At 38.7% G+C, this 24,543-nt stretch carries 25 protein-coding genes and 1 riboswitch; of the genes, 5 read left to right on the plus strand and 20 right to left on the minus strand.

Annotated features, from left to right (window positions below; translation table 11 throughout):
• The 7 genes from AC4PHI_RS12445 to AC4PHI_RS12475 all read right to left on the minus strand — a co-directional run bounded on the left by AC4PHI_RS12445 (nt 1) and on the right by AC4PHI_RS12475 (nt 5,279).
• The gene (locus AC4PHI_RS12445; protein WP_492200148.1) at nt 1-288 is read right to left on the minus strand and encodes a PTS sugar transporter subunit IIB; all 288 of its coding nucleotides are present in this window, start codon (nt 286-288) and stop codon (nt 1-3) included.
• 12 nt (nt 289-300) lie between these two features.
• Nucleotides 301-1,659, minus strand: coding sequence for a PTS ascorbate transporter subunit IIC (locus AC4PHI_RS12450; protein WP_492200149.1), 1,359 nt, complete (start codon nt 1,657-1,659; stop codon nt 301-303).
• Between the two features lie 15 nt (nt 1,660-1,674).
• Nucleotides 1,675-2,112: a PTS sugar transporter subunit IIA gene (locus tag AC4PHI_RS12455; protein ID WP_492200150.1), complete on the minus strand. Its 438-nt coding sequence runs from the start codon at nt 2,110-2,112 to the stop codon at nt 1,675-1,677.
• 50 nt (nt 2,113-2,162) lie between these two features.
• Nucleotides 2,163-2,807 carry an L-ribulose-5-phosphate 4-epimerase gene (locus tag AC4PHI_RS12460; protein WP_492200151.1) on the minus strand — a complete coding sequence of 215 codons (645 nt, stop codon included), beginning with the start codon at nt 2,805-2,807 and terminating at the stop codon, nt 2,163-2,165.
• Between the two features lie 65 nt (nt 2,808-2,872).
• Entirely contained in the window at nt 2,873-3,676 is an 804-nt protein-coding gene (locus AC4PHI_RS12465) for an L-ribulose-5-phosphate 3-epimerase (protein WP_492200152.1), read from the minus strand.
• A gap of 2 nt (nt 3,677-3,678) precedes the next feature.
• A complete protein-coding gene (locus AC4PHI_RS12470) occupies nt 3,679-4,335 on the minus strand; it encodes an orotidine 5'-phosphate decarboxylase / HUMPS family protein (RefSeq protein ID WP_492200153.1) in 657 nt (218 codons plus the stop codon).
• A gap of 11 nt (nt 4,336-4,346) precedes the next feature.
• Nucleotides 4,347-5,279 carry a phosphotriesterase family protein gene (locus AC4PHI_RS12475; protein ID WP_492200154.1) on the minus strand — a complete coding sequence of 311 codons (933 nt, stop codon included), beginning with the start codon at nt 5,277-5,279 and terminating at the stop codon, nt 4,347-4,349.
• Nucleotides 5,280-5,449: 170 nt separating this feature from the next.
• Between AC4PHI_RS12475 and AC4PHI_RS12480 the strand changes: the two genes are divergently transcribed.
• On the plus strand, nt 5,450-6,409 hold the full coding sequence (locus AC4PHI_RS12480) for a sugar-binding transcriptional regulator (RefSeq protein WP_492200155.1): 960 nt from the start codon (nt 5,450-5,452) through the stop codon (nt 6,407-6,409).
• Nucleotides 6,410-6,587: 178 nt separating this feature from the next.
• Nucleotides 6,588-8,957 carry a phosphoketolase family protein gene (locus AC4PHI_RS12485; RefSeq protein ID WP_492200156.1) on the plus strand — a complete coding sequence of 790 codons (2,370 nt, stop codon included), beginning with the start codon at nt 6,588-6,590 and terminating at the stop codon, nt 8,955-8,957.
• A gap of 547 nt (nt 8,958-9,504) precedes the next feature.
• On the opposite strand, the gene AC4PHI_RS12490 is transcribed toward AC4PHI_RS12485, so the two are convergent.
• Genes AC4PHI_RS12490 through AC4PHI_RS12515 form a run of 6 tightly spaced genes read right to left on the minus strand, consistent with a single transcriptional unit; the run spans nt 9,505 to nt 13,924 of the window.
• Nucleotides 9,505-10,170 (minus strand): DUF4310 family protein, encoded by a 666-nt coding sequence (locus AC4PHI_RS12490; RefSeq protein WP_492200157.1) that lies wholly within the window; start codon nt 10,168-10,170, stop codon nt 9,505-9,507.
• 13 nt (nt 10,171-10,183) lie between these two features.
• Complete coding sequence (locus tag AC4PHI_RS12495) at nt 10,184-10,957, minus strand: DUF4311 domain-containing protein (protein WP_492200158.1); 774 nt, start codon at nt 10,955-10,957, stop codon at nt 10,184-10,186.
• 23 nt (nt 10,958-10,980) lie between these two features.
• The gene (locus AC4PHI_RS12500; protein WP_492200159.1) at nt 10,981-11,328 is read right to left on the minus strand and encodes a DUF4312 family protein; all 348 of its coding nucleotides are present in this window, start codon (nt 11,326-11,328) and stop codon (nt 10,981-10,983) included.
• Between the two features lie 18 nt (nt 11,329-11,346).
• Nucleotides 11,347-11,700 carry a glycine-rich SFCGS family protein gene (locus AC4PHI_RS12505; RefSeq protein ID WP_492200160.1) on the minus strand — a complete coding sequence of 118 codons (354 nt, stop codon included), beginning with the start codon at nt 11,698-11,700 and terminating at the stop codon, nt 11,347-11,349.
• A gap of 17 nt (nt 11,701-11,717) precedes the next feature.
• Nucleotides 11,718-12,050, minus strand: coding sequence for a PRD domain-containing protein (locus tag AC4PHI_RS12510; RefSeq protein ID WP_492200161.1), 333 nt, complete (start codon nt 12,048-12,050; stop codon nt 11,718-11,720).
• Nucleotides 12,047-13,924, minus strand: a complete 1,878-nt coding sequence (locus AC4PHI_RS12515; protein WP_492200162.1) for a BglG family transcription antiterminator — start codon at nt 13,922-13,924, stop codon at nt 12,047-12,049. Before AC4PHI_RS12515 ends, AC4PHI_RS12510 begins: the two co-directional genes overlap by 4 nt.
• Nucleotides 13,925-14,652: 728 nt before the next feature.
• Between AC4PHI_RS12515 and AC4PHI_RS12520 the strand changes: the two genes are divergently transcribed.
• The gene (locus tag AC4PHI_RS12520; RefSeq protein WP_492201601.1) at nt 14,653-14,763 is read left to right on the plus strand and encodes a hypothetical protein; all 111 of its coding nucleotides are present in this window, start codon (nt 14,653-14,655) and stop codon (nt 14,761-14,763) included.
• Nucleotides 14,764-14,840: 77 nt separating this feature from the next.
• Here the strand turns inward: AC4PHI_RS12520 and AC4PHI_RS12525 are convergent, their stop codons facing one another.
• The 3 genes from AC4PHI_RS12525 to AC4PHI_RS12535 all read right to left on the minus strand — a co-directional run bounded on the left by AC4PHI_RS12525 (nt 14,841) and on the right by AC4PHI_RS12535 (nt 17,698).
• Nucleotides 14,841-16,025 carry an acetate/propionate family kinase gene (locus tag AC4PHI_RS12525; protein WP_492200163.1) on the minus strand — a complete coding sequence of 395 codons (1,185 nt, stop codon included), beginning with the start codon at nt 16,023-16,025 and terminating at the stop codon, nt 14,841-14,843.
• Between the two features lie 12 nt (nt 16,026-16,037).
• A complete protein-coding gene (locus AC4PHI_RS12530) occupies nt 16,038-17,075 on the minus strand; it encodes a class I SAM-dependent methyltransferase (RefSeq protein WP_492200164.1) in 1,038 nt (345 codons plus the stop codon).
• Nucleotides 17,076-17,170: 95 nt separating this feature from the next.
• Nucleotides 17,171-17,698 (minus strand): folate family ECF transporter S component, encoded by a 528-nt coding sequence (locus AC4PHI_RS12535; RefSeq protein WP_492200165.1) that lies wholly within the window; start codon nt 17,696-17,698, stop codon nt 17,171-17,173.
• 44 nt (nt 17,699-17,742) lie between these two features.
• A riboswitch (THF riboswitch) is annotated at nt 17,743-17,838 on the minus strand.
• A 182-nt stretch (nt 17,839-18,020) separates the two neighbouring features.
• Between AC4PHI_RS12535 and AC4PHI_RS12540 the strand changes: the two genes are divergently transcribed.
• Complete coding sequence (locus tag AC4PHI_RS12540; RefSeq protein WP_492200166.1) at nt 18,021-19,124, plus strand: ABC transporter ATP-binding protein; 1,104 nt, start codon at nt 18,021-18,023, stop codon at nt 19,122-19,124.
• A 49-nt stretch (nt 19,125-19,173) separates the two neighbouring features.
• Here AC4PHI_RS12540 and rsmA read toward each other — a convergent pair whose 3' ends face one another.
• The 4 genes from rsmA to metG all read right to left on the minus strand — a co-directional run bounded on the left by rsmA (nt 19,174) and on the right by metG (nt 23,479).
• Nucleotides 19,174-20,052, minus strand: coding sequence for a 16S rRNA (adenine(1518)-N(6)/adenine(1519)-N(6))-dimethyltransferase RsmA (gene rsmA, locus AC4PHI_RS12545; RefSeq protein WP_492200167.1), 879 nt, complete (start codon nt 20,050-20,052; stop codon nt 19,174-19,176).
• Nucleotides 20,045-20,629: a ribonuclease M5 gene (gene rnmV / locus AC4PHI_RS12550; RefSeq protein WP_492200168.1), complete on the minus strand. Its 585-nt coding sequence runs from the start codon at nt 20,627-20,629 to the stop codon at nt 20,045-20,047. Before rnmV ends, rsmA begins: the two co-directional genes overlap by 8 nt.
• Nucleotides 20,619-21,401: a TatD family hydrolase gene (locus AC4PHI_RS12555; RefSeq protein ID WP_492200169.1), complete on the minus strand. Its 783-nt coding sequence runs from the start codon at nt 21,399-21,401 to the stop codon at nt 20,619-20,621. Before AC4PHI_RS12555 ends, rnmV begins: the two co-directional genes overlap by 11 nt.
• A gap of 77 nt (nt 21,402-21,478) precedes the next feature.
• Complete coding sequence (gene metG / locus AC4PHI_RS12560) at nt 21,479-23,479, minus strand: methionine--tRNA ligase (RefSeq protein ID WP_492200170.1); 2,001 nt, start codon at nt 23,477-23,479, stop codon at nt 21,479-21,481.
• A 214-nt stretch (nt 23,480-23,693) separates the two neighbouring features.
• On the opposite strand from metG, the gene AC4PHI_RS12565 reads away from it, so the two are divergent.
• The gene (locus tag AC4PHI_RS12565; protein ID WP_492200171.1) at nt 23,694-24,410 is read left to right on the plus strand and encodes a gamma-glutamyl-gamma-aminobutyrate hydrolase family protein; all 717 of its coding nucleotides are present in this window, start codon (nt 23,694-23,696) and stop codon (nt 24,408-24,410) included.
• Nucleotides 24,411-24,543: the final 133 nt, after the last annotated feature.

Here is a 24,543-nt window from a genome sequence, read left to right on the forward strand (position 1 = left end):
TTAATCTAAGACTTTACTTGCTTTTAATTTTTCTAGAATCTCATCTTTTGACAGCAAATTTTTCAAGCCAATAATTGTAGCACGGTTTTGGGCATTTCCAAAATTATGTTCTAGTGCTGTTGAGACAAATATAATATCAGCGTTCCCGCCTTGGTTTTTTGCATCTCCCACACTCATATGATCAACTTTAGCTGGTATATTCAATTCCCTGAAAACTTCTTCAATCTTCATTTTTACCATTAAGCTAGATCCCATACCATTGCCGCATGCTGCGATTACTTTTAACATGTTAAAGCCCTCCTAAATATTTTTTTGTCTGTTACGATCTTGAATTTGCGGAATTAATAGTAAAAGTAAAATCAACACTACGGTTCCTATTATCCCGCCATACTTCATTACGATCATGTATCCAGGGATAACTGTTACCCAGTCAAAGTTGGCCATTACACCACCAGATAGACCAGATAAGATATAAGCAACAGCTCCAAGTGATACTTGTAAAATACCTGAAATAAATGGTAACACCATTGTCGCTCTAACGCCACCATAATGATTGGCATAAACACCGATACCTGCATTGTCAAAAAACATTGGAATAAATCCTGGGATTAAAAAGACTGGGGAACCGGTTATTAGCAAACCAATGACTCCAATCAATTGACCTAGCGCCCCTGCCATGAAGCCTAATAAAGTGGCATTTGGATGACCAAAACCATAGATAGTTGCAATGTCTACTGCAGGAACAGATCCTTTCAATATTTTTTGTGAAATACCTTGAAAAGATTCTACTAATTCAGCTACAAACATTCTGACACCACTTAAAATAATCGACAGATAAACAGCGAATTTAGCAGTGGTTAAATAAATATAGATAGGGAAAAATAACTCTGTTTCAAAATAACTTGAACCAATAACTCCCATGATTCCGCCAAAGAAAAGACTCATTAGAATAGTAGTGGCCACGATATTATCATTAAACATTTCCAGCCACTTTGGAAATTTTAATTCTTCAATAGACTTATCATTTTCCCCACTTATTTTAGGTGCTATTTTACTTGCTAACCATAGTCCTAACATCTGTTGATGCCCGATAGCAAACTCAGCCCCACCTGTGACCTCATTAGTAATATCCAATGTAAGATTTGAAAATACTGACCAATATACACCGATTAAAACTCCAGCAATTAAAACATTCAACCAATCAGATGCACCTAGGTTATGATATACCATCCATAACAAAATAGCGCTCTGAACAAACATAACATGACCTGTCACTTGCAATGACCTAATTTTGGTATACTTAGAAAAAGCAACTAAAACAATATTGACGGCAAAGCCGATCAATAGCGTGTAACCTACATATGCAACATTCTTCCCGAGAGCTTCAGTTGCTGAAGAAAGCGGCACATAAGAATCCATAACAGCTCCGTCAATATTAAAGCGGTCTTGCAATGCCTTTAAAATTGGGGCAAAAGTACTAACTAACCCTCCCGTACCTGCTTGCAAAATCATGAAGCCGACAGAAGCTTTTATGAAACCGGTTATTGCATCTGTAACACCTCTTTTTAGAGCAATGTAACCAATGAAAACAATAATTCCCATCAGAAAGGGAGCTTGACCTAATATTTGATTGATAAAAATATCTAAAAACTTATCCATAGTGTTCTTTTGCTCCTAACCATTAATTTGAATGTATTCAAAGATATCCTCTGGTGAATCCATCTTTAAAATTTCATTTACATTTTTTTCATCCGACAAAAAGGTTGCCAGTGCTTGAATCATCGAAATATGGGAATCCCCATCTTTGGCAGAAAAAGCAAAAAATAGACGCGCTTTTCTATCTTCATCAAATACAACTTCCTCAGATAGCTTCAACAAAGAAATCCCCACCTCTGTTTTTTCAAAATATTGCGTATGGGGCAATGCTATTTCCGGTGCAATAAAAATATAAGGTCCAATTTCTTTAATATTTTCAATAATTTTACTCTTATAGTCCGCAGGAACAACACCTTTATTCTCTAAAATTCCTACCGATTCATTGACAGCAGCTTCCCATGAAGTAACTTTTTCTTTAACAAGTATGCTGTCCTTTGTCAAAAGCTTTTTAAACATTTTTTACCTCTCTTCTATAAAAAATTTGATATTTTGGCACGCTTTTAAATTTATTGACCATAAGTTGCATTATAAACTTCATAACCTCTTTTAACAGTTCTTTCGCTCAACGGTGCTATTTCTTTTCTACACATCGCATAATGTACTGACTGAGCAGTTTCTTCTAGTACTATAGAATATTTTAAAGCTTTTTTATAATCTTCACCAATCGTAAAGACACCATGATTTCTAATTAAAATTGCGGTAGAATCACCAATCTTTTCAACTATTTCTTTTCCTATCTCTTCTTCTCCTATAGTAGCAAAATCAGATACAGGAATAGTAGCTCCAAAAACTGCCGCAGAAGTTGTTGTATAAATTTCTAACGGCTCTCCCGTGATTGCAAAACTGGTGGCATAGGGAGAATGAGTATGAACCATGCCATTGATATCTTTTCTGTGTTTATAAACGTAAAGATGGGAGGCTGTATCAACAGAAGGTTTTAAATCTCCGTCAATAATATTGCCATCTAAATCAACCACAACGATACTTTCCGGTGTTAAGTCATCGAATAAAACACCACTTGGTTTAATTACCACATATCCTGTCTCCGCATCGCGAGCGCTTACATTGCCGCTAGTCCATAAAACTAAATTATTGTTTTGCAATTCTTTATTGGCTTGACAAACTTCTTCTCTTAACTTTTGCAATAACACTTTTCTCACCTCATTAAAAAACACTTGTGTTTTCGAGCTAACCAAAAACACAAGTGTTTTGATTTTTATTTATTTGATTTTAACCACTCTAATGCACCTTCAACAATCTTTAAACTGTCCGCAGAATCATCATTCCACATTTCTACCCCAAAGTAACCATCGTACCCATTTTCATCAAGATGTTTAAAAATTGTTTTGAAATCAACGATTCCTTGTCCAAATGGAATCCTTCTATATTCCCCTATTTTCGCTTCTTTTAAATGTAAGCCTATAAGATGAGGTAATCCCACTTCTAGCTGTTTTACTACATTTAAATCATTAGCCGCAAAATTCCCTACATCTAGAAACATCTTTAAATATGGATTATTTACTTTCCCTATAACAAATAAAATGTCCTTAACATTAATCAAATTCCGATCCATATTTTCAATGCCTAGCAGTATGCCTCTTTCTGAAGCTAAAGTAACACACTCTTGCAAAGTTTTAATAAACAGTTCAAGAGAACCATCCTCTGTATTATCCATTGAACTATAATAGCCAGCCAGTTGTATTGTCCGGATATTCATCCTATCTGCAAAAATGATTGCTTTCTTTAAGTAATCTATCCCTTTTTTTCTAATCGCTTCATTACGGCTTCCTAACGGGTAGTCTCTATGAATGCTTAAAACCATATTAAAAATCGGCATTGATGTTTTTTCACACACATCCAGCAAAAATTGGATCTCTTGTTTCGTCCAATTTAATCTACCTTTTTTTTCATTGTCTATGGATATTTCCCAGTAATCATAACCAGCATTTTTAGCAAACGATAACGATTTCTCTAAATTGTCAAACAACAATGCTTTTTCATAGATACCATATTTCGCCATATTTAGTCTCCAAACCATTTAGCTATTTCATCTTGATATTTTTTAGCTTCTTTTCCGGGGTTATCAGCATGTGAAATAGCTCTTCCAATGATAAAGCCATAAACTGGAACATTATGGAAACGTTCAATCTCAGTCAAGCCTATGCCGCCAGTAACATAAACTTTAAAACCTAAATCAGTCAGTCTCCTGATTTCACGAAAATGTGAATCTGTCCAACTATCGTGAGAGTCTGTGATTTCACTGCCACGATGAAAAATAATATGTTCTAATCCCAATTCCAACCAATAGTTAAGCTGTTTCTCATCATAAGATGTGTTGACTTCAATCATAATATTTCTATTAGGATTCTTTTTCTTTTCTGCAACGACTGCTTCAAAAGTTTCTTTTGAAGCATCGCTGATAATCGTTACAAAATCTGCACCCGCACCATAAGTCATGCTTGCAAGCTTACCACCTGCTTTGATAATCCGAATATCTGCCAACAATTGTGTCTCAGGAGCCAATGCTCTGATTTTTCTAACACTTTCAAGCCCAGAATCAATTACCAAGATTGTTCCAACTTCAATGATGTCAACGATATTTTTTGTTTGTTCTGAAATTTCCAAAGCTTTGCTAAAGTCTGTTAAATCTAAAGCTAATTGTAAACAAGGTTTCACCATTTCAGCCGCTCCTATTTAATCATTTGATACAAACGTGCCGGATTGTGAATCATAAATTTATCGATAACATCTTGGCTGATTCCTTCGTCCAGCAAACGTGGAATGAAGCGTTGTTTGATCCAATTAAATCCAGGTCCGCCGCCATAGACTGTATGGTGAGATCTTCTTCCCATATCATTTGAAAGCATGATTTGGTCCTCAAACCCGTCCGCAATCAATTGTTTTAATAAATCAACACGCATTTGATCTGGATAATATTTAGCTTTATGAGGTCCGTCAAAAATTAGATTTGCACCTTTTTCTAGTAGACGGCGGTGGTACCATAAATCTGGGAATCTATCTACATGTGCCAAAATCATACGACTCAAATCAAAGTTTTCTTCTTCTAGAATCTCTAAAATTTCAATTCCCATTGTCCCTGTACTTGTATGTGAATGGAATACAGTCCCTGTTTCAGTTGCTACGCGGGCACCTGCTCTCATTACTTTTTCTTCATTAGGAGTAATATGCATGTATGAAGCCCCACATTTTACCCAACCTGCTTTGATGCTGGTTCCGTCCATTCCTTTTGTTACATCGTTATACATCATTTCTGCGATGTCATCGATTGTCAAAAGATCTTCCTTAGCAGTCATGCCGCTATCTTGGTTCATATAACCAGTACATGCAACTACATGGACGCCTGTTTCTTTTGATGCAACATACATACCGGGAACATTTCTTCCCCAAGATTCTGGTGTTGCTTCAATAATTGCTTGCCCACCAATTTCTTTATATTCATTTAACATTTGAATTGCTTTTGGTAAGCTATCTAAAACGTGATCCGGTTCATCTTTTTCTCCCCCACCTTGAGGATTTGTCAAGATGTGTTCATGAGCCATTGTGAACCCTAATTCTTTTGCATCAATGTCGCCTAATACTGTCCTAATTTTGCCTTGTGTCATTTTAATTGCTCCCTTTCATTTGATTATTTATAAATTAACATACTTCAAAATGATTATCAAGACTTTTTTTACTTTTATAAACACTATTTACATTTGTAAAAAAATGTTGAAAAAATTTTTTTATGTGATAAAATAAATAAGTAAATAAACACTTTTGGGGAGGTTCAAATTTGTATAATCGAGAAGACTTATTAGTAAAGATTGCTATCATGTACTATCAAGAAGGTCGTACTCAAACGTATATTTCACAGAAACTCGGAATTTCCAGACCAACTATTGCAACATTGCTTAACGAAGCCTTAGAAAAAAAAATTGTTGAAATTAACATTAATCATCCTAATAAACATTTGTATGATATGCAAGAAAAAATTAGAAATTATTTTAATTTGGAAACATTATTGGTTTCAGCTGGAAATGGAAAAAAAGAAGTCGGTAAATTAGCTGCAGATTTTCTTGAATCTATCCTCCCAGAAATTAAGAGTATGGGGATTGGATGGGGAACAACAATTTCAGAAGCAGTTAATTCGGTAAAATTTTTACAGTTTCCAGAGCTAGAAATTATCCCTTTAATCGGCGGAGTTGGTTCTTCAAATAATAAGATACACTCTAATCACTTGGCATCTGAATTAGCCAAAAAATTAAATGCCCATGCAGAACAGCTTTATGCACCTGCAGTTGCAGATACAAAAGAAACAAAAGAACTATTTTGTAGTAATGATCTGGTCGCACGTGTATTAAATAAAGGAAAGACCATTGATTTAGCTTTATTCGGTATGGGGAATCCTTTTGAAAATTCAAACTATAAAAATTTAGGTTATTTATCCGAAGACGAATTGAAGATGCTTGAAGAGCAATATGTTGTTGGAGATATTTTGACATCATTTTTTGATAGTTCCTTTAACCAGATTCAAACTCAAATTTCAGATAGGATGATTGGACTTGAGCTGTCAGATCTTAAAAACATTAAAAATGTTGCTCTCATTGCAGCCGGAAATGAAAAACAGGAAGCCTTGTTAGCAACTTTAAACAACAGCAATTTAATTAATCATCTAATTATTGACCATGAACTAGCTTCTTTATGTATTGATTTTATTGATAGTGAGACATCATCTGAATCTGAAGTTGAGTAGTACATTCTGCAACCCAAACTATGGGTTGTTTTTTTTATCGCTAAGAAAAAAATCTATTCTATAATCCCTCTTTACAAATTTTACTATTGGAAATATACTTTACAATAGTAAAAAAATGCTTGATATTAGATTCTGATAATGATACTATACAAACATCAAGGACAGAAGGAGATATTTTATGACTATTGACTATGATTCAAAAGAATACCTAGAAAAAGTTGACGCTTGGTGGAGAGCGGCTAATTACATTTCGGTAGGACAAACTTTCATGAAGGGAAATCCTTTGTTAAGAGAACCCCTTACAGCTGAACATGTAAAAAGAAGACCTGTAGGCCATTGGGGGACAATCCCTGGGGGTAATTTTGTTTATGCCCACCTGAACAGACTGATTAATAAATATGATTTAAATATGTTTTTTATAGTTGGTCCAGGACATGCCGGTCCTGTTATGAATACAAATTCCTATTTGGATGGCTCTTACACTGAACTTTATCCAGAAATTACTCAAGATATTGAGGGCTTGACTAAATTTTTCCATCAATTTTCATTTCCTGGCGGCGTCGGCTCGCATGCTGCCCCTGAAACACCAGGTTCCATCCACGAAGGAGGAGAATTAGGGTATTCGTTATCCCATGCAGCTGGTGCAATATTGGATAATCCTAATTTAATTACAGTACCGTTTATTGGGGATGGAGAATCCGAAACCGGTCCGTTAGCTACAAGCTGGTTCGCAAATGTGTTTATCAATCCTGTCAATGATGGGGCAGTATTGCCTGTCGTTCATCTCAATGGAGCTAAAATTTCAAATCCAACAATTTTAGCTAGAAAAACCGATGAAGAATTACGTAGCTACTATTCTGGAATGGGTTGGGAAGCCGTCTTTATTGAAGGCGATGATCCAAAAAAAATGCATGAATTAGCTGCTGAAAAATTTGATTATGCTATTGAGAAAATTAAATCTATCCAGAAAGAAGCACGTAACAAAACAGCTGAAGAGGCAACAATGGGACATTGGCCTGTCATTTTACTGCGTACACCTAAAGGATGGACTGGTCCCAAAGAGTTTGATGGTAAGAAAATTGAAGGAAGCTTTAGATCTCATCAGATTCCAATCCCAGTCACTCAATATGCTATGGATGATTCTAAAGTCTTAGAAGAATGGTTAAAATCTTATCGACCTGAGGAACTCTTCACTCCTGAAGGAAGATTAGTACAAGAAATTCAGGATATTGCTCCCTCTCATAATAAGCTAATGGCGCTAAACCCCGTAACCAACGGAAATCCCAATGTTAGCGAACTAAATGTGCCTGACTGGAAAAAGTTCGCAATTGATTTTGATACGCCAGGTGAGATTGAAGCACAAGATATGATAGAATTTGGAAATTATGCGGCGGAAATTGTTAGAAAAAATCCTGATAATTTTAGAGTTTTCGGTCCAGACGAGACTGCTTCAAACCGCTTACAAAAAATATTTGAATCTACGACTAGACAATGGTTAGAACCTATCAATTCAGAGTTCGATGAATTTCTTTCACCTGCTGGACGTGTAATCGATAGTCAGTTGTCCGAACATCAAGCCCAAGGTTTGCTGGAAGGTTATGTTTTAACTGGACGTTACGGACTATACACAAGCTATGAATCCTTCGTTAGAGTTACTGATTCCATGCTGACCCAACACTTTAAGTGGTTAAAAAAATCCAAGGCTATTTCATGGAGAAAGCCTATCAATTCATTAAATATTATTGCAACATCTACTGTTTTTCAACAAGATCACAATGGATATACCCATCAAGATCCAGGTATTCTAACACACTTGGCTGAAAAATCACCTGAGTTTATTAGAGAGTACTTGCCTGCCGATACGAATACTTTACAGGCCGTCATGAATAAGGTCTTCAAATCAGAAAATATGATTAACTTAGTAGTTGCCTCAAAACACTTAAGACCACAATTCTATTCTAAAGATGAGGCCGAAGAATTAGTTGACAAAGGTTTTAAAATTATTGATTGGGCCTCAAATGTTTCTAAAGAAGAAGAACCCGATATTGTCTTTGCGGCTTCTGGAACAGAACCTAATTTGGAATCATTAGCAACGATTTCTATCCTAAACAAGGCTTTCCCTAATTTAAAAATTCGCTTTGTTAACGTTGTAGATTTGTTGAAATTACGTCACCCAAGTGTGGATCCAAGAGGCATTTCAGATAAAGAATTTAATGAGATATTCACAAAAAACAAACCCATTTTCTTTGCTTTCCATGGCTATGAGGGCTTAATCAGAGATATTTTTTTCAAGCGCGAAAACAGAAATTTACATATTCATGGTTATCGAGAAGAAGGTGCGATTACGACACCATTTGATATGAGAGTATATAGTAAAATGGATCGTTTCCACATGGCTAAGCTAGCTGCTGAGGAGGTTTTAGGTGACTCTTCAAAAGAATTTACATCTGAGATGGATAGTATTTTAGAATATCATCATAAATACATTAGAGAGCACGGGACAGATATCCCTGAAATTGAAAATTGGAAGTGGGAGAATTTAAAATAGTTCTGGGCACATTATAAGCTAGTAACAATCAATCCGCCCTTTTTAACTTCATGTCCTAATCCTCAAGATAATGGATGATACCTTCGCGCTCTTTGCCAAATTGAATTAATAAGTATTAAGAAGATGACCCAAAAGTCCTAAAATAAGAAAAATCCCATGAAATCAGTTTATTAAAATAGTGATTTCATGGGATTTCTATTTTGTCGGTAATTTTAATTTAAAATGTGGTTGTTAGGTCAGCCTGATTGAGTGAAACTCCTCAGAGTTTCTATTCAACATCTTTTTGTTATAATCATCGAATGCTCCTTACTTTCATTATTCAGGGTGAACGAGTGTAACAAGCTCATGCAAGTTTGACAAAAGTCAATACAAAAAACTCCCCTCAATTACCAATAGTGACTGTATCCACTATTAGTACATTGAAAGGAGTTTTTTCTTATCGCTAAAATTATTTCATCCCTGCATACTTCCCTTAGTTTACCTTTGAATCAGTTTATGCTTGTCTGATTGGAATTATTAATAAAAGCAGGTATGAACGTGACTTTTTTTAACCGCCAAGGGCTACTGGGAACAAAGCCCCAAAAATCATTGCTCCGATGATAGCTCCACCAGCGATTGGTTTTTTCCAAATATAGAAACCTAATGCACCAATAAGCGCGCCAATCCCGATTGGAATAGAAGCTGCACCGGCACTCAGAACTATCAATGGCCCTAAGAAACGTCCCGTTTGATTCCCTGCACCCATCATGATGTCTGCACCAAATGTCGCACTTGTTTGACCGATAGTGAATTTACGAATCAAAACGATGATACCACCGATGATAACTCCTAAAACTGTACCAGTCAGCAAAGCAAGCACGAAATTATTCATCGGAGCCGTGATATTCAGTGTATATAGAATAGCCGGAATTCCAATACCGATACCAGTTAGAATAGAACCGCCAATATCCAAAATACCTACCAATGATCCCTCAAGAACACGTGCAAACAGAAAACTTGCACCAAAAGCTGCAGCTGGTCCGAAGCCGTCTCCTTCTAATCCTGCTTTTAACATTGCTACAATCGACACTTCATTAAATGCTCCCACACCGTGTGCGATATACATATGGGTTCCTGCAAAAACTGCCGCTGACATAATACCTACAATAAAAGGAAATGCCCAGTCAGCTAACCAGAAACTATTATCTTTTATTTCAATTGATTGTTTTTCCATTATCCCTATTCTCCTATTCTACTATAAATATATTATGCAAATTCTCTAACCATTTCGGTATGGTCAACTTAAAGCTTTCCAGCATATTCAAGTCGAAGCCACGGAAGAACGCACTGAACACGAATAATAGAATAACTGCCACCATGATACTCTTGGTAATTCTATTCCAACCGATTTCATCAACACCTTTACCCACCAAAATCCCCAATACAACACCTGGAACTGCATTACCCATGATGAGCTGAGCTAAACCGCCAAACAAAGTGCCCCAAAATCCTGAACGACGTCCTGCATCAATAGCTGCCAGCCAAAACAGAACCGGCATGACTGTATTAACTAAAATGTTTGCTGCTGGTACTAAAACTACTTGAGCCACTACCTGCAATGATTCTGGGATAGCTGCTGCTGTTGTATTCAAAAACGGTACAACGAGTGCTCCAATGACAGCACCGACAATCCCCATTTTTTTAGGATTATGGATCGTTTGTGTTACATCTTTATTCTTCGCCACCAGAACAGCCGCCGCCCAGTTTGGAATCACACGGTGTTCAATATCCTGCGTAAAAGCTCCTGCTCCTACAACTGAAGCCCAAGCGTTGAAGAAGAAACCAAGCCCAAATGAAAAGTGTGCCGCTGCATCCCCTTCACAAGCATTCATCTCTCCAAGAGTACGAAACGCTCCCAAACCTTGTGCTTTCGGTACGTGAAACATTCTTGCTGCTCCTACGCCAGCTGAAAATCCTAATAAAGCGCCAATAATTACTGACTTAAATAATATCGCTAACATTTATTGTCTCCTCATTCCTTTAGTTATGATTGCCTCAAGAGATTTTTAAGAAGCCCGTGAGATTTTTGGATTTCCGTTGTGAACATTACCTCTTCCAACGAAATATCGCTGATCTTGACTGTTACTTCAAGTGTTACCTCATAAGTTATCTTCTCTCTGGGGAAAAAAAGAAACATGAAACGTTCTGTTTCTTTTTTTTCTTTGGCACTAGTAATATTAATATCCACTGGTTCGATTCGCAATAAAACATCTTCACTGTTTTTTAAGACCTGTTTTTGGATGTCGGCTAAAGCAGCGGCAAAGGCGGCTTTTTTATTGTCGCCTTTGCCATGGACTGTTACAACCTTCGTTTTTTCTCTAATGCTCCCCATCTCTTTTATCTCCTTTTATTACTGATGCTTTTTGATGTATGCTTCTGTTAGACGTTTACCCAATTCTTCCTGGTCCATAAAACCAAAGCCAAGAACTATCTTTCCATCATTGATTGCTGTAACGCCCTCTTCAATCGAACGCATACCGTGACGCTCTGGGTAGCCGTATTTTGTTGCTGCTGTCAACGCACCAGCACCGCCGCTGCCGCAAAATGAAATGCCTAAATCTGCATTTTCTTGTTGCATTACATCACCTAAACGCATATCTGCTCCCATGCCAGGCACTACAATTGCTTCTCCGCCAGCTGCTTCGACGCCCTTTGCTACATTTTGTCCTTTACCCATACGATCTGCAATAACTACTTTTACCATGATTTTCTCTCCTTGTATTAATTATTTTTTGGTGTTTCAAAATGAATCGATAAAACATATTTTTCATCCATAGACAAGTTGCCTAATTGATTGACAATTTCTTCTGAAATGTTTAGAGCTTCATCTGAAACTTCAGAAAACATTTCCGCCTCCACCTCAGGAATTCTTTCTCCTGAAACAGAACGCTTGATCATTTCATTTAAATGATTGACCAATACTGTTTGTTGGATATCTGTTTGTTCTAAACCGTATTTTTTGAACCATTGATGACTTAGCGATAACAGCGAGATAAGGTCCTCCTTATGCTGGCTGCCATCAATAATTTCCTGTGCTTTTTCTACAATAATCACACTTTTTTCTCCCTTCTGGTATATTGCAAGAGAGCGATAATTTCTGAAAGATTCACAGCTAAATCCTGTTCTGAAAAAACTTGTTCCATCTTCATCACAGTTGCTTCCTCTCTGTGTATAATACTCTTATCCACACTTCGCTCATCTATATATTGCTGATTATATTCCACACGATGTACTAGCAAAAGCACGTGAAGCAAGAAAGAATCCATATATTCTTCTTTCAGCTTCTCAGCTAATTCTTCTTTTAGACGCTCGTACACCATATAGCCTTTAATGATAGTTTCCTTCGTTGCCTCTTCCACTGTCTGTTGATCGTAATCGTTTTTCCTGTCGAATCGGTTAAAATCCAGCGGCTTTCTAGTGCTGTGAAGCTTTAACTCTGCCACTTTTTCCCGGATCGTTTTTATATCTTCCTTCGAGGGTAACGGATTGACCTTGACCCATGGCAGATCGACGTTTTCAATGGGAAAGATGCTAATAATCAAATCAGGATTTTTTTTCTCGACTTCTTCTCTCAGATTTAATATGGAAACAAACGCAACCACTTCTACATCTGTGACTTCATCTCTGATTTTTTGCTGTAATAAGCTTGTGACGCCTAACCCGGTAGAACAGACATAAACTACTTTTATGGTTTCTTTTACTTGGCGTCTTTCAATTGATACCAGAAAATGAAGGGCCAGATATGAAATAAAGGAATCGTTGACGATAGACACATCATCTTTGATGACTTCTCTGGCGGTGTCTGTAATGGCATTGAATAATTTTTCATGTTTTGACTTGATGTCCATCACAAAAGGATTATATTCGTTTACATAAACATGTTTTTTTGCCAGCCGCAAAGAAAGATGAGCGAATAAGTTATTGTAAAGCAATACATCCTCATAAAAAGGATAATCTATTTTTTCGCCTACATGTTGGATTAAACGCTGGGTGATGCTTTGAATGTTGTAGCTGTCATCTTCCCCAGAAACATCACTATAAATAAAGTCAAATTCACTCTCTAGAACCGGTAGATCGTAACCATCAAAAGTCACTTTCACCAAAAGATAAGGGATATCCCGTTGTAATTCTACTTCCTTCTTTGCTGACAACAGTTTATAACTGCCTAACGTTTTGTTTTTTAACAATCTGAAAACGGCAATCGTTGTCCGAATCGTAATCGACAAAATTTCGCTATAATTAAACTTTTCAATCTGCTCTTGACTTAACAAGCCCGCCATGTGTTCCAGTGTTTTTAAATACACTTTTTGAAACTCCGCATTGAAACCGATATAGATGCTATCTTCTTCCAGTGATACACTGCCTTGCACTAGACGATTCATAATGTTGTAAATATCGTATTCAGAAATTTCTTTTTGAATCAGATGTTCCATCAACAGACGAACGTCCAATTCTTTCCCTAAAATTCTAACCCCCTTGCGGCTCTTTCGCTCCAGAAACAAATTATGTTTTGCCAGAAGCTGTTCCGAACGATCGAGATCATGAAGCACGGTGTTTTGAGAAACTTGCAAATAGTGGCTTAATTTTTCACTTGTCGTATAACCATCTTCAGACAACATGGCGAAAATTAATTGGTAAATCCTTTTTTCCTGGGAGGTTGAGATTTCTTCTTTGTCCAACTTTAATAACTCATTTTTTAGCAATAAGCGCTGAGAATCTGACAGATCCAGCCACACGCCTTTGCCCCGTTTAGATAATAAATTGATTTGCTGGTCTTTCAACCAGTAACGGATATTGTCCAAATCGTACTTTACCGTTCTGACACTGATATTAAAGCGTTTGGCCAATTCCGCTGAAGTTACCGTGTCGTGAATGGTCAGCATATGCAACAAAATATTTTTTTCTCTTTTAGACAGCTGTATCTTCATAAAAGTTCTCTCCTCATCCGTATATCTAATATAAGACATAAAGTGCACTTGTTCAATACAAAAAAATTGCACTTATCGTTAGTGCATAAAGTATCACATTATTAAACAAAAATAAAGTTTCTTGTTGCTTTTTCATTTTTTATTATTTTAAAAAATTTTTCTGCACGAAGATTTCTTCCGAAAACTTATACAAAGCCTATGCTTTAGCACTTTTGCAAGAAAAATAAAAAAAAAGCTCACTAGCTTTTCCCTAAAACAATCATCAACTTAGTGCAAAATGTAAAGAAAATAAACCGATCAAGTGCAAATCATTGTGTTGATATTTTCTAAACAGCTATTTTTGAACATATCATTATAATCTTTTGTCGCTATGGATGGAAAATCATCAACATCATAACGGTAATTATAAAAAGTTATGTTAGGGGTTGCAAATCGACGACTGATCTTAATTACTAAGATTATTCGTATCAGCGTTTATTCAAAAAGCCGATGCCTGAAACAGAGATTGTGGATTACCTGCTTGACCTTACTTTGAAAGCAACCTATCAGCTAGAGTTCCTATCAAGAGCTGGTTTATTACGCTCAGACGAATGATTTTAGCGGATTCAAACTTAGTCTACAAACAATTCCCTCTATATGAAAACCTCAGTCAAAACACTTAAGAAACATCTAAGGATAATTGAAAATACCTTCAATTATCCTTTTCCTAATGGTTCTTTGGAAGTAAAATCAAAGTCATTAAACGAACTGCTTATGGCTATCGCAGCTTTTGGCACTTCAAGCATCGCATTCTTGCAGCTTTAAACCAACAAACCAAAAAGACAACTCCACTTGTCTAAGCAAAGTTGTCTAAGTTTGTTATTTAAAGTCAACTAAATTCTAGCCATCCACGTCATTTGACGAAGAGCCCTATTTTTTACTTTTTTAATGCTTCTACATCTCTGGCAATCATAACTTCTTCATCTGTTGGAATCAAGAAAACTTTGACTTTAGAATCAGCAGTAGAAATTTCACGCTCAACACCTTTAACATTGTTTTTCTCGTCGTCGATTTCGCAGCCGAACCAAGAAATACCATTGATGATATTGCGACGGGTAACAGGTGCATTTTCACCAATACCGGCAGTAAAGACAATCGCATCCACACCATTCATCAAAGCCACATAGCTGCCGATATACTTTTGAACACGGTTATCAAAAATCTTCAATGCAGTTTCTGAATCTTCAGTACCAGCCGCCTCAACTTCACGCATGTCGCTTGAAACACCTGACAAGCCCAGTAAACCAGATTTTTTATTCAAAATATCGACCATGTCTTTAATATCTGTCAATCCTTCTTTTTCCATGATATACGGCAATAAAGAAGCATCGATGTCACCAGAACGAGTCCCCATAGTCACCCCTGCAAGCGGTGTGAAGCCCATGGAAGTATCCACAGATTTTCCGCCTTCAACAGCAGTGATAGACGCGCCATTTCCTAAATGACATGAAATGATTTTTAACTCTTCGAGAGGTTTGCCCATCAATTCAGCTGCACGCTCAGCAACGTAACGGTGGCTTGTACCGTGCGCACCATATTTACGTGCTTTATACTTTTCGTAATAAGCCATTGGAATACTATACAAATAGTTTTCCTTCGGCATTGTTGTATGGAATGACGTGTCAAAAACAGCTACATTGATTGCGTGAGGCAACACCTTTTGGAAAACACGAATCACTGTTGCTTCAGCAGGATTATGCAATGGTGCAAATTCTGCCAGCTCGTCAATCATTGCGATCGCACGGTCGTCAATTACAGCAGATTCCTTGAAAAATTCTCCTCCGGCAACGACACGGTGTCCCACACCAGTGATTTCGTCAAAAGATTGAATGATTTGCAGTTCTGTCAATTTTTCCAACAACATATTAACAGCGAACTCATGATCATTGATATCCAGTATGTCGTTAAACTTTTCTCCTTCGCCATACTTCACTGTAAAAATAGAATCCTTCAAACCAATTCTTTCTACTACTCCTTTTGCGATGACTGTTTCTTCCGGCATCTCAAATAATTGCCATTTCAAACTAGAACTCCCCGCATTAATTGCAATTGTTTTTGACATAATAAACTCCTTCTATATATTATTTACTTGCCACACTTTAAATTTTTCAAAGAAACTCTGGATACCCTGAGGATCTTTCATTGACGGAATATTGGCAAGTAGGACTTCCTTTGCTTGTTGACTTTTCTCCCCGCGGTTTTGAACAATGATGATGACCTTGCGGGAACTTTCGGATTGGAAAAGTGTTTTCGGCAATTCCAAAACTGCTTGTAAATAAACTTTTTTCTGAAACCACTGTTTCAAAGCGCCACCTTGACTCGTACTCAAAAAATTCTCCGGAAGAAGAAAAATACCAAATCCGTCGGAGGTCACGTAGTTCATGGCTTGCTCCATCAATAAGTGATGGGCGTAGGTATGTTCATGCTCCACTCCCACAAGAAACTCCTTGGCCCGTACATCATCGGGATAAAACCCCACAGGCAGATCACTGACCGTTACATTTGCAGGCGGCAAAAGCAGATTTTGCAAGCTGTCCTGCAAATAAAAAGCGACTTCCTGATTTAACAATCCGCTGTTGACAGAAGCAATCGACAGCAGCAGTTCATCTACCTCAACACCTGCGCCGGTAATATTGAAATTTTCTTGTTTCAAATACAAAAGAACTGTGAACAACAAATTCCCCGTCCCCACCGTCAAATCGTGAAGAACGAGCGGTTCATTTTTTTTGGCAGTCAATAACTGCCCGGCCAAATAACCTATCAAAAATCCGAGAGAATCTGGTGTCAGCTGATGATTAGGCTGCATTGGTTCTTTTTTCAACCCGCTCAGCAGGACCAATTGAATCACCCGCCGCATTTCATCAGGAGTTAGTTGTAATTCCGCAAAATGACGATAGTTTATCTCCAACTCTGAAACCGTCACAGCTTTGGGAAGACCATCTACAACCCGCACCTTGTTCCCCTCAAGAATATTTTCTCCCGTTTCTATATAAGCTTCGAAAAAAGAACATTCAAGGGCATTCCCCATGGAGAGGACACATTTTTCCAGCAATTTAAATCCTTTTTCTATTTTTTCATGGGACACTGTGCTATCGGTTCCTTTCCTTGTCAAAAGCGACGATTACCTTCTCATTCTAACGAAAAAAGAGTGTGTATTCAAGCCTTTCTGAATGAAATCACCTGAATCACTCTCTTTTTTTGATTTTATTAATTAAAAAACTGATACGAACCTGTCAAAGTTTTACGCAACAAATCTTTTTCTGTTATTAAACGAATAACGAGTATCTTTACACCGGTCATCACCACTGCTGTGACGAGACGTGTCGGCAAGTAAAGCAGAACTGTCTTTGAGCCAAGTGTCATGTAGAGCCACAAGGTGTTTAAACTTGTTTCCACTATCGTGGCTAAAACACTGGCGATGACCGCCCTGTGCCAGCTTATTTTCTTCCCGTAAAAGAAGACGCCATAGATAGTCCCCATCAAGGCCGCAGTTAAAGTAAACCCCGGAAAAAACTGACCCACAGGATGAATGAAAAAGCCAAACAGATTAGCCAGCCCTGCCCCGACCCCCGCCAAAAAAGGGCCGAAGATCATTCCCATGATAACCACCGGAATGAAGCCGAAACTGATTTTAAAAAACTCTGTCTGAACGGAAATAAAACGTGAAATCACAATTTCCAGTGCTATCAATACTCCCATCAAAACAATTTCTCTTGCTCCCAGCTTTTTTTTCATAAAAAATGCCACTCCTTTCTAGAGCAGCCGCACAAACATAAATATGCAGCGAACGCGAAAATGAAACCGCGGATTTCTCCTTCGTCTTCCAGGCAACATTCCATCCCGGAAACACTTAACGCTTCACTTTCTACTCTGATTTATTTTACTCTCTCATTTTATCACATTCATAAGAAATTAACATTTAATTGAGCCTTTAAATTTCTGAAAGCTTTTTCGTCACTTTGACAATTTATGCGCATTTTCTTGTGCAAGATTACCTTGAACCAAAAGACCGCTTTCATTTACAATAGGGTTAACTCAAGAAAGGAAGCGTGAGAAAATGGTTGATATAGCTTTAAATCACATTCACAAAAAATATGACGGCAATGATAATTATTCAGTGACTGACTTTAATTTAAATATTAAGGATCGTGAATTTATTGTTTTTGTAGGTCCTTCCGGTTGCGGAAAGTCCACAACTCTAAGAATGGTGGCAGGTCTGGAAGATATTACAGAAGGCGAACTGTGGATTGGAGACACGATGATGAACGACGTGGCACCAAAAGACCGCGACATCGCCATGGTGTTCCAGAATTACGCATTATATCCGCATATGACGGTTTTTGACAACATGGCTTTCGGATTAAAACTGCGTAAGTATCCAAAAGACGAAATTGAACAACGTGTGAACGATGCAGCTGAAATCCTTGGTTTGACAGAATATTTAAAGAGAAAACCAGCAGCTTTGTCAGGTGGACAACGTCAGCGTGTGGCACTGGGGCGGGCAATCGTGCGTGATGCAAAAGTTTTCTTGATGGATGAGCCTCTATCAAACTTGGATGCCAAACTTCGTGTAGCCATGCGTGCTGAAATCGCAAAACTGCACCAAAGATTGGAAACCACAACTATTTACGTTACCCATGACCAAACAGAAGCAATGACAATGGCTGACCGGATCGTTATCATGAAAGACGGCTTTATCCAACAAATCGGCTCGCCAAAAGAAGTTTACGACACGCCGAATAATGTGTTCGTAGCAGGATTTATCGGTTCTCCGGCAATGAACTTCTTCAACAGCCGCATTGAAAATGGTCGTGTTATCAGCGATGATGGACTGAATCTGGCTATCCCTGAAGGAAAATATAAATTACTGAAAGAAAAAGGCTATGAAGGAAAAGAAGTCTTCTTTGGTATCAGACCTGAAGATATTCATACTGAGCCGATTGCTTTGGAAACTTATCCAGAAGCAACAGTCGTATCAAAAGTGGTTGTAGCTGAATTACTTGGAGCAGAAACCATGCTCTATACAACAGTTGGCGAAACAGAATTCATCTCTAAAGTAGATGCACGTTCTATTTACCAACCTGGTCAAGATGTGAAATTAGGATTCAACCTAAACAAAGCTCATTTCTTTGACAAAGAAACAGAAGAAGTAATTCGTTAATTCCCCCTAAAAAAGGGAGAAGGTATCTAAGATGCCTTCTCCCTTTTTGCTATTCACTTTTTTCTGCCAGCTGATCTGACAATGCAGCAAACTCCTGAATACTCAATGTCTCTCCCCGGCGCTGAGGATCGATAGCGCAAAACGTCAGAGCCTCTCTTAACCATTCTTTAGTACTGTCATCTTTTCCATAGTAACTGATTAAATTATTCCATAGCGTCTTGCGGCGTTGCTGGAAAGCAGCCTTGATTAAAGCAAAAAATCGAGTTTCATCCTTGACTGTGACTAGAGGATGCTCTCTTTTGGTCAACTGCAAAATGGCCGAATCCACATTAGGTTGTGGCACAAAAGCTGTTTTGGGAACAATAAAAGAAATTTCCGCCTCCATAAAATACTGCACAGCAATCGTCAACGTCCCATAAGCTTTTGTTCCCGGTTTGGCTACAATCCTCTCCGCCACTTCCTTTTGCATCATAAGCGTCATTCCCTCGATAGCTAAAGAAGATGACAATAGATGCATCATGATAGGTGTGGTCACATAGTAAGGCAAATTAGCCACAACTTTCAGCGGCAATGTCTCATGGAAAACTTCCTTCGTCATCTTTTCGATATCTGCTTCCAACACATCTTGATTGACCACCGTCACATTAGGATAGGGTGCCATCGTTTCAGCTAAAATTTCTATCAAGCGCTGATCGATTTCAAAGGCCAGCACCTGATTGGCACTTTTAGCAAGGAATTCCGTCAGAGAACCCATCCCTGGACCGATTTCGATCACATTTGTTTGATTATTTAATTGTGCCGCTTTTACAATGTTGCGCAAAATATTCAAATCGGTCAAGAAATTTTGTCCCAAACTCTTTTTGAAGGAAAAACCGTATTTTTTAAGCAATTCTTTTGTTCTAGCGGGTGTGGCGATTTCTTTAGTCATTTTGCTCCCCTTCTATTTCTTCCATCGCATCTGTCAGCATCTCTTCGGTGATTCGAAATACTTTTAGACGTTTCATCAATTGTTTGCTGTTAGTATAACCAATCCGCAATATTTCCCCTAATTTTTCTCGCTTTTCTTTGCTGTTGGCTCCGCCGATCAATCCATAGGTCATCAGCAAACCACGATCGATTTCTTCCCAGCCCTCATCATGATAGGGCGTCACCACATTTTTCAAAGCATCAATGATGGCTTCGTCACTGGCATGTTCCACCCCGAGACTTGCCCCTCTTTTTTTGGGTGACGCTTTCCTTCTCGCCAAAAAAGCGTGTTTGGCATTTGGTACATGTTCAGTGATGATTTTCCTTATTTTTTCTCCTGAAAAATCAGGGTCGGTAAAAACGATCACGCCCCGAACTTCTTGTGCATGGACGATTTGTTCCAGTATCTCCTCGTTGATTGCCGAACCAATCGTTTCGATCGTGTCGGCTTCCACCACTTCTTGAATTCTTCGAGTATCTTCTTTGCCTTCAACGACAATTATTTCCTGAATTTTCAGCTTTTCTTCTTTATCTAACATCCTCATCACCAATCCTGAATAAACGATAGGCATTTTGGCGTGTGACTTTTGCAATCGTCTCAGCCGTTTCTCCCCTTAATTGCGCAATTTTCTCTACGACAAATCGCGTATAGGCGGGTTCATTTCTCTTGCCTCTGTAAGGTGTCGGCGCAAGATAAGGGGCATCTGTTTCAACCAGCAGCCAGTCCAAAGGCACTTGTTTCGCCGCCTCCTGCAATTCCAGTGCTTTTTTAAAAGTGACCACACCGCTGAATGAAATATGCAAACCTAAGTCTAAAAATCGTTTCATCCATTCTGTATCCCCGCTGAAGCTGTGCATAATCCCGCCAGTCAAATGCACTCTCTCTTCTTTCAAGATGCGGTAAGTGTCCTCTAGAGCATCACGCATATGGACGCTGAACGGCAAATGAAGTTCCCGAGAGATTGCCAGCTGCCGACGGAAAATTTTTTCCTGAACGTCTTTCGGATCAGTCATCCAGTGATAATCTAAACCTATTTCTCCCAAAGCTACCACTCGAGAAGTCAGCAAGTCTTCCTGCAATTTTCTTTCGATTGCCGGCGTATAATTGCCGGCTTCTGTGGGATGCCAGCCGATAATGCTGTAAATCATGTCATATTCTTGACTCAGTGCCAGACTTTTTTTTATTGTTGGTGTGTCAAATCCCACCACTGCCATTTCTTTGACACCGGCTTCTTCCGCCCGCTCAAGCACCTCTGGAAGATCCTCCTCAAATTGGGGAACATTCAAATGGGTATGTGTGTCGAATATCATATTTTCCCTCCTGTAACTTTCCCATGACTTTGACAAAAGAGAAGACGATTGAAGAGAATCTTCAACCGTCCGTCATTTCAAGCAATTTCCGAGCCATTGGGAATGGTCTTCGCGACTTCGATGATCTTCAGTTTACCGTCATATTCAGCCGATAAAATCATGCCTTGGCTGACCAGTCCGCGAATTTTTCTTGGGGCCAGATTAGCCACGATGGCTACCTTTTTCCCAATCAAATCTTCAGGGTCTGGATAAAACTCTGCCACCCCGGAAAGTATTTGCCGATGCCCTTTATCCCCTGCATCCAAACGGAATTTCAGCAGTTTGTCAGCACCTTTTACTTTCTGGCAATCAATGATTTCTGCCACTTTTAATTCCATGGCTTCAAAATTTTCAAATTTAAGCGGCAGCTCTTTTGAAGATACCAGTTCTATTTCTTCCGGATTCCACAAAATCGTTTCATCTGCAGGCTTTTCATTCATCTTTTGCTTGATGTAAGCCACTTCTTCTTCCACATCCAAACGGGGGAAAATCGGCTGCCCTTTGCTGATGACCTTTGTATCCTCCGGGAATTCTCCAAAGCGGATATTTTCCATATCGATTTCAGTCTGTTCCAAACCTAGTTGTTTAAAAATTTTCGCCGGTGTCCGAGTCAGAATAGGCTGTAATAAAATTGCAGTAATCCGCAAAGATTCAGCTAGATGGACCATAACACTGTCCAATTCTTTTTTGCGCTCGTCATCTTTGGCAAGCACCCATGGTTCCGTCTCATCAATATATTTGTTCGCACGAGAAATCAGCGTCCAAACTTCTTGCAACGCTAAACTGAATTCCATATTTTCCATAGCCTTATGATAGCGGCCAATCACATTTGCAGCTGTAGTCGACAGCTCGCTGTCGAAATCTGTCACAAGAGAAGCATATCTCGGAACGACCCCGTCACAATATTTATTAATCATGGCCACTGTACGATTCAAAAGATTGCCCAAATCGTTGGCTAAGTCATAATTCACGCGGGAAACAAAATCCTCTGGTGTAAAGATACTGTCATTGCTGTACGGCATGGAACGAAGCAGATAATAACGCAAAGCATCCAAGCCGTAGCGATCCACCAACATATCCGGATAGACCACATTGCCTCTTGATTTAGACATTTTTCCGTCTTTCATTACGATCCAGCCGTGGGCGTAGATTTTTTCAGGCAAAGGCAAGTCCAAAGCCATCAGCATAATCGGCCAATAAATCGTGTGAAAACGTACGATTTCTTTTGCGATGACATGCACATTAGCCGGCCAATATTTTTGAAATTTTTCGTCATGATCCGTGTCATAACCCAGGGCTGAAATATAATTAATCAGAGCGTCAATCCAGACATAAATCACATGTTTAGGATTGCTCGGCACCTCGACTCCCCAACTGAACGTTGTCCGCGTCAAAGCCAAATCTTCCAGCCCCGGCTTAATGAAATTATTCAGCATTTCATTTTTACGCGATTCCGGTTGAATAAACTCAGGATGGGTGGCATAATGCTCAATCAACCGGCCGGCATACTTGGACATTTTGAAGAAATAGCATTCTTCTTTTACTAATTCTACTTCATGACCGCTTGGCGCCAAACCGCCGATAACCTTTCCATCGTCATCACGGAAAACTTTCATCAACTGTTTTTCCGTAAAATATTCTTCATCAGAGACTGAATACCAGCCTTCATACTCGCCAAGGTAAATATCCCCTTGAGCCAGCAATCGTTCAAATATTTTTTGGACCACTTCCTTATGCTGCGGGTCCGTCGTTCTGACGAAATAATCGTAACTGATGTCCAGACGTTTCCACAGTTGCTGGACACCGACTGCCATCCCGTCAACATATTCTTGGGGACTAACATTCATTTCTTTCGCTTTTTGTTCTATTTTTTGTCCGTGTTCATCCAAACCTGTTAAATAAAATACATCATACCCTGTCAAACGCTTATAACGAGCCATTGCGTCACAGACAAGTGTCGTATAGGAGCTGCCTATATGTAATTTCCCGCTCGGATAATAAATTGGTGTTGTGATATAAAAAGGCTTTTTATCCGCCATTTAGTCTCCTCCTCAAAAGTCACATTCTATTGTAAAAATGTTCAGTTTGCTTTATAGTATAACATATTCTTTTAGAAACTTCTCAAAAAAATCGAGCACGAAAACAAAAATAGTTTGTTTTTTGGCGATAAAACGCAGATTATTTGAAAATGGACTTGTTTGCGAGTAAAATACTCGTACTGAACATAACTCAAAATGTTACGGAGGAAACGAGATGTCAAAAACTATTATAGGAATTGCAGGCAATAAGCAGGCATCAGGCAGTGGAGAATTTTTCGGAACGACCACCGCCTACACACCAGAAGGATTTGTTCACGGTGTCAATCATGTGGGCGGCCTGCCTTTCATTTTACCAATCGGAAAACCTGAACTGGCGGAAGCCTATGTCAGTCAAATAGATAAACTCTTACTTGCTGGGGGCCAAGATGTGTCGCCCCAACTGTATCATGAGGAACCCCATCTTTTAATCAAACAAACAGATTTGGACAGAGATTTGTTTGAGAAGGCACTGATAGAAGCAGCGGTCGCCCAAGAAAAACCTATTTTTGCCGTGTGCCGCGGCATGCAGCTGTTAAATGTCGTTTTCGGCGGCAGTCTTTACCAAGATTTGTCCTTGTTTCCCGAGTGGCAAATCAACCATTTGCAAATCCAGACACACCCGATCTACCCTTCCCATTCCGTCACCGTCAAAGAAAACAGTACTTTAGCCGGGCTTATCGGAACAGAAGCGATGGTGAATTCTTATCACCATCAAGGGATTAAAAAATTAGCTCCCGGGTTCGAGGCAGTCGCTCACAGTAAGGACCACTTAATCGAAGGAATCGAGGCGGTCGATAAACCAATCATGGCTGTACAGTGGCATCCGGAACTATCCTTTCATGCTAATGAAAAAGACCTTAGTCTCTTTGACTATTTTGTCAATCATTTATAAACAAGCTATTTGGAACTACTCAAGCACTCCGCCCTTAGAAGAAACAAAAAAATCATCTTGCCAGTCTAGGTCTATCTTAGAGAGTCGCTGATTCATTCTTAAAGTAGTTATAGCTAAAAAGAATAAAAAATCA

Source organism: Vagococcus sp. QWL-13 (assembly GCF_058683555.1).

Excerpts from the sequence above, each read along its gene's own strand:
- AC4PHI_RS12555 (WP_492200169.1), bottom strand. The coding sequence starts at position 21,401 with ATGATATTCGACACACATACCCATTTGAATGTTCCCCAATTTGAGGAG.
- AC4PHI_RS12500 (WP_492200159.1), bottom strand. The coding sequence starts at position 11,328 with ATGGGGAGCATTAGAGAAAAAACGAAGGTTGTAACAGTCCATGGCAAA.
- AC4PHI_RS12540 (WP_492200166.1), top strand. The coding sequence starts at position 18,021 with ATGGTTGATATAGCTTTAAATCACATTCACAAAAAATATGACGGCAAT.
- AC4PHI_RS12465 (WP_492200152.1), bottom strand. The coding sequence starts at position 3,676 with ATGGCGAAATATGGTATCTATGAAAAAGCATTGTTGTTTGACAATTTA.
- AC4PHI_RS12505 (WP_492200160.1), bottom strand. The coding sequence starts at position 11,700 with ATGGTAAAAGTAGTTATTGCAGATCGTATGGGTAAAGGACAAAATGTA.
- AC4PHI_RS12470 (WP_492200153.1), bottom strand. The coding sequence starts at position 4,335 with ATGGTGAAACCTTGTTTACAATTAGCTTTAGATTTAACAGACTTTAGC.
- AC4PHI_RS12490 (WP_492200157.1), bottom strand. The coding sequence starts at position 10,170 with ATGGAAAAACAATCAATTGAAATAAAAGATAATAGTTTCTGGTTAGCT.
- AC4PHI_RS12445 (WP_492200148.1), bottom strand. The coding sequence starts at position 288 with ATGTTAAAAGTAATCGCAGCATGCGGCAATGGTATGGGATCTAGCTTA.
- AC4PHI_RS12455 (WP_492200150.1), bottom strand. The coding sequence starts at position 2,112 with ATGTTTAAAAAGCTTTTGACAAAGGACAGCATACTTGTTAAAGAAAAA.
- AC4PHI_RS12495 (WP_492200158.1), bottom strand. The coding sequence starts at position 10,957 with ATGTTAGCGATATTATTTAAGTCAGTAATTATTGGCGCTTTATTAGGA.
- metG (WP_492200170.1), bottom strand. The coding sequence starts at position 23,479 with ATGGCGGATAAAAAGCCTTTTTATATCACAACACCAATTTATTATCCG.
- AC4PHI_RS12515 (WP_492200162.1), bottom strand. The coding sequence starts at position 13,924 with ATGAAGATACAGCTGTCTAAAAGAGAAAAAAATATTTTGTTGCATATG.
- AC4PHI_RS12565 (WP_492200171.1), top strand. The coding sequence starts at position 23,694 with ATGTCAAAAACTATTATAGGAATTGCAGGCAATAAGCAGGCATCAGGC.
- AC4PHI_RS12535 (WP_492200165.1), bottom strand. The coding sequence starts at position 17,698 with ATGAAAAAAAAGCTGGGAGCAAGAGAAATTGTTTTGATGGGAGTATTG.
- AC4PHI_RS12525 (WP_492200163.1), bottom strand. The coding sequence starts at position 16,025 with ATGTCAAAAACAATTGCAATTAATGCGGGGAGTTCTAGTTTGAAATGG.
- rsmA (WP_492200167.1), bottom strand. The coding sequence starts at position 20,052 with ATGACTAAAGAAATCGCCACACCCGCTAGAACAAAAGAATTGCTTAAA.
- AC4PHI_RS12450 (WP_492200149.1), bottom strand. The coding sequence starts at position 1,659 with ATGGATAAGTTTTTAGATATTTTTATCAATCAAATATTAGGTCAAGCT.
- rnmV (WP_492200168.1), bottom strand. The coding sequence starts at position 20,629 with ATGTTAGATAAAGAAGAAAAGCTGAAAATTCAGGAAATAATTGTCGTT.
- AC4PHI_RS12475 (WP_492200154.1), bottom strand. The coding sequence starts at position 5,279 with ATGACACAAGGCAAAATTAGGACAGTATTAGGCGACATTGATGCAAAA.
- AC4PHI_RS12485 (WP_492200156.1), top strand. The coding sequence starts at position 6,588 with ATGACTATTGACTATGATTCAAAAGAATACCTAGAAAAAGTTGACGCT.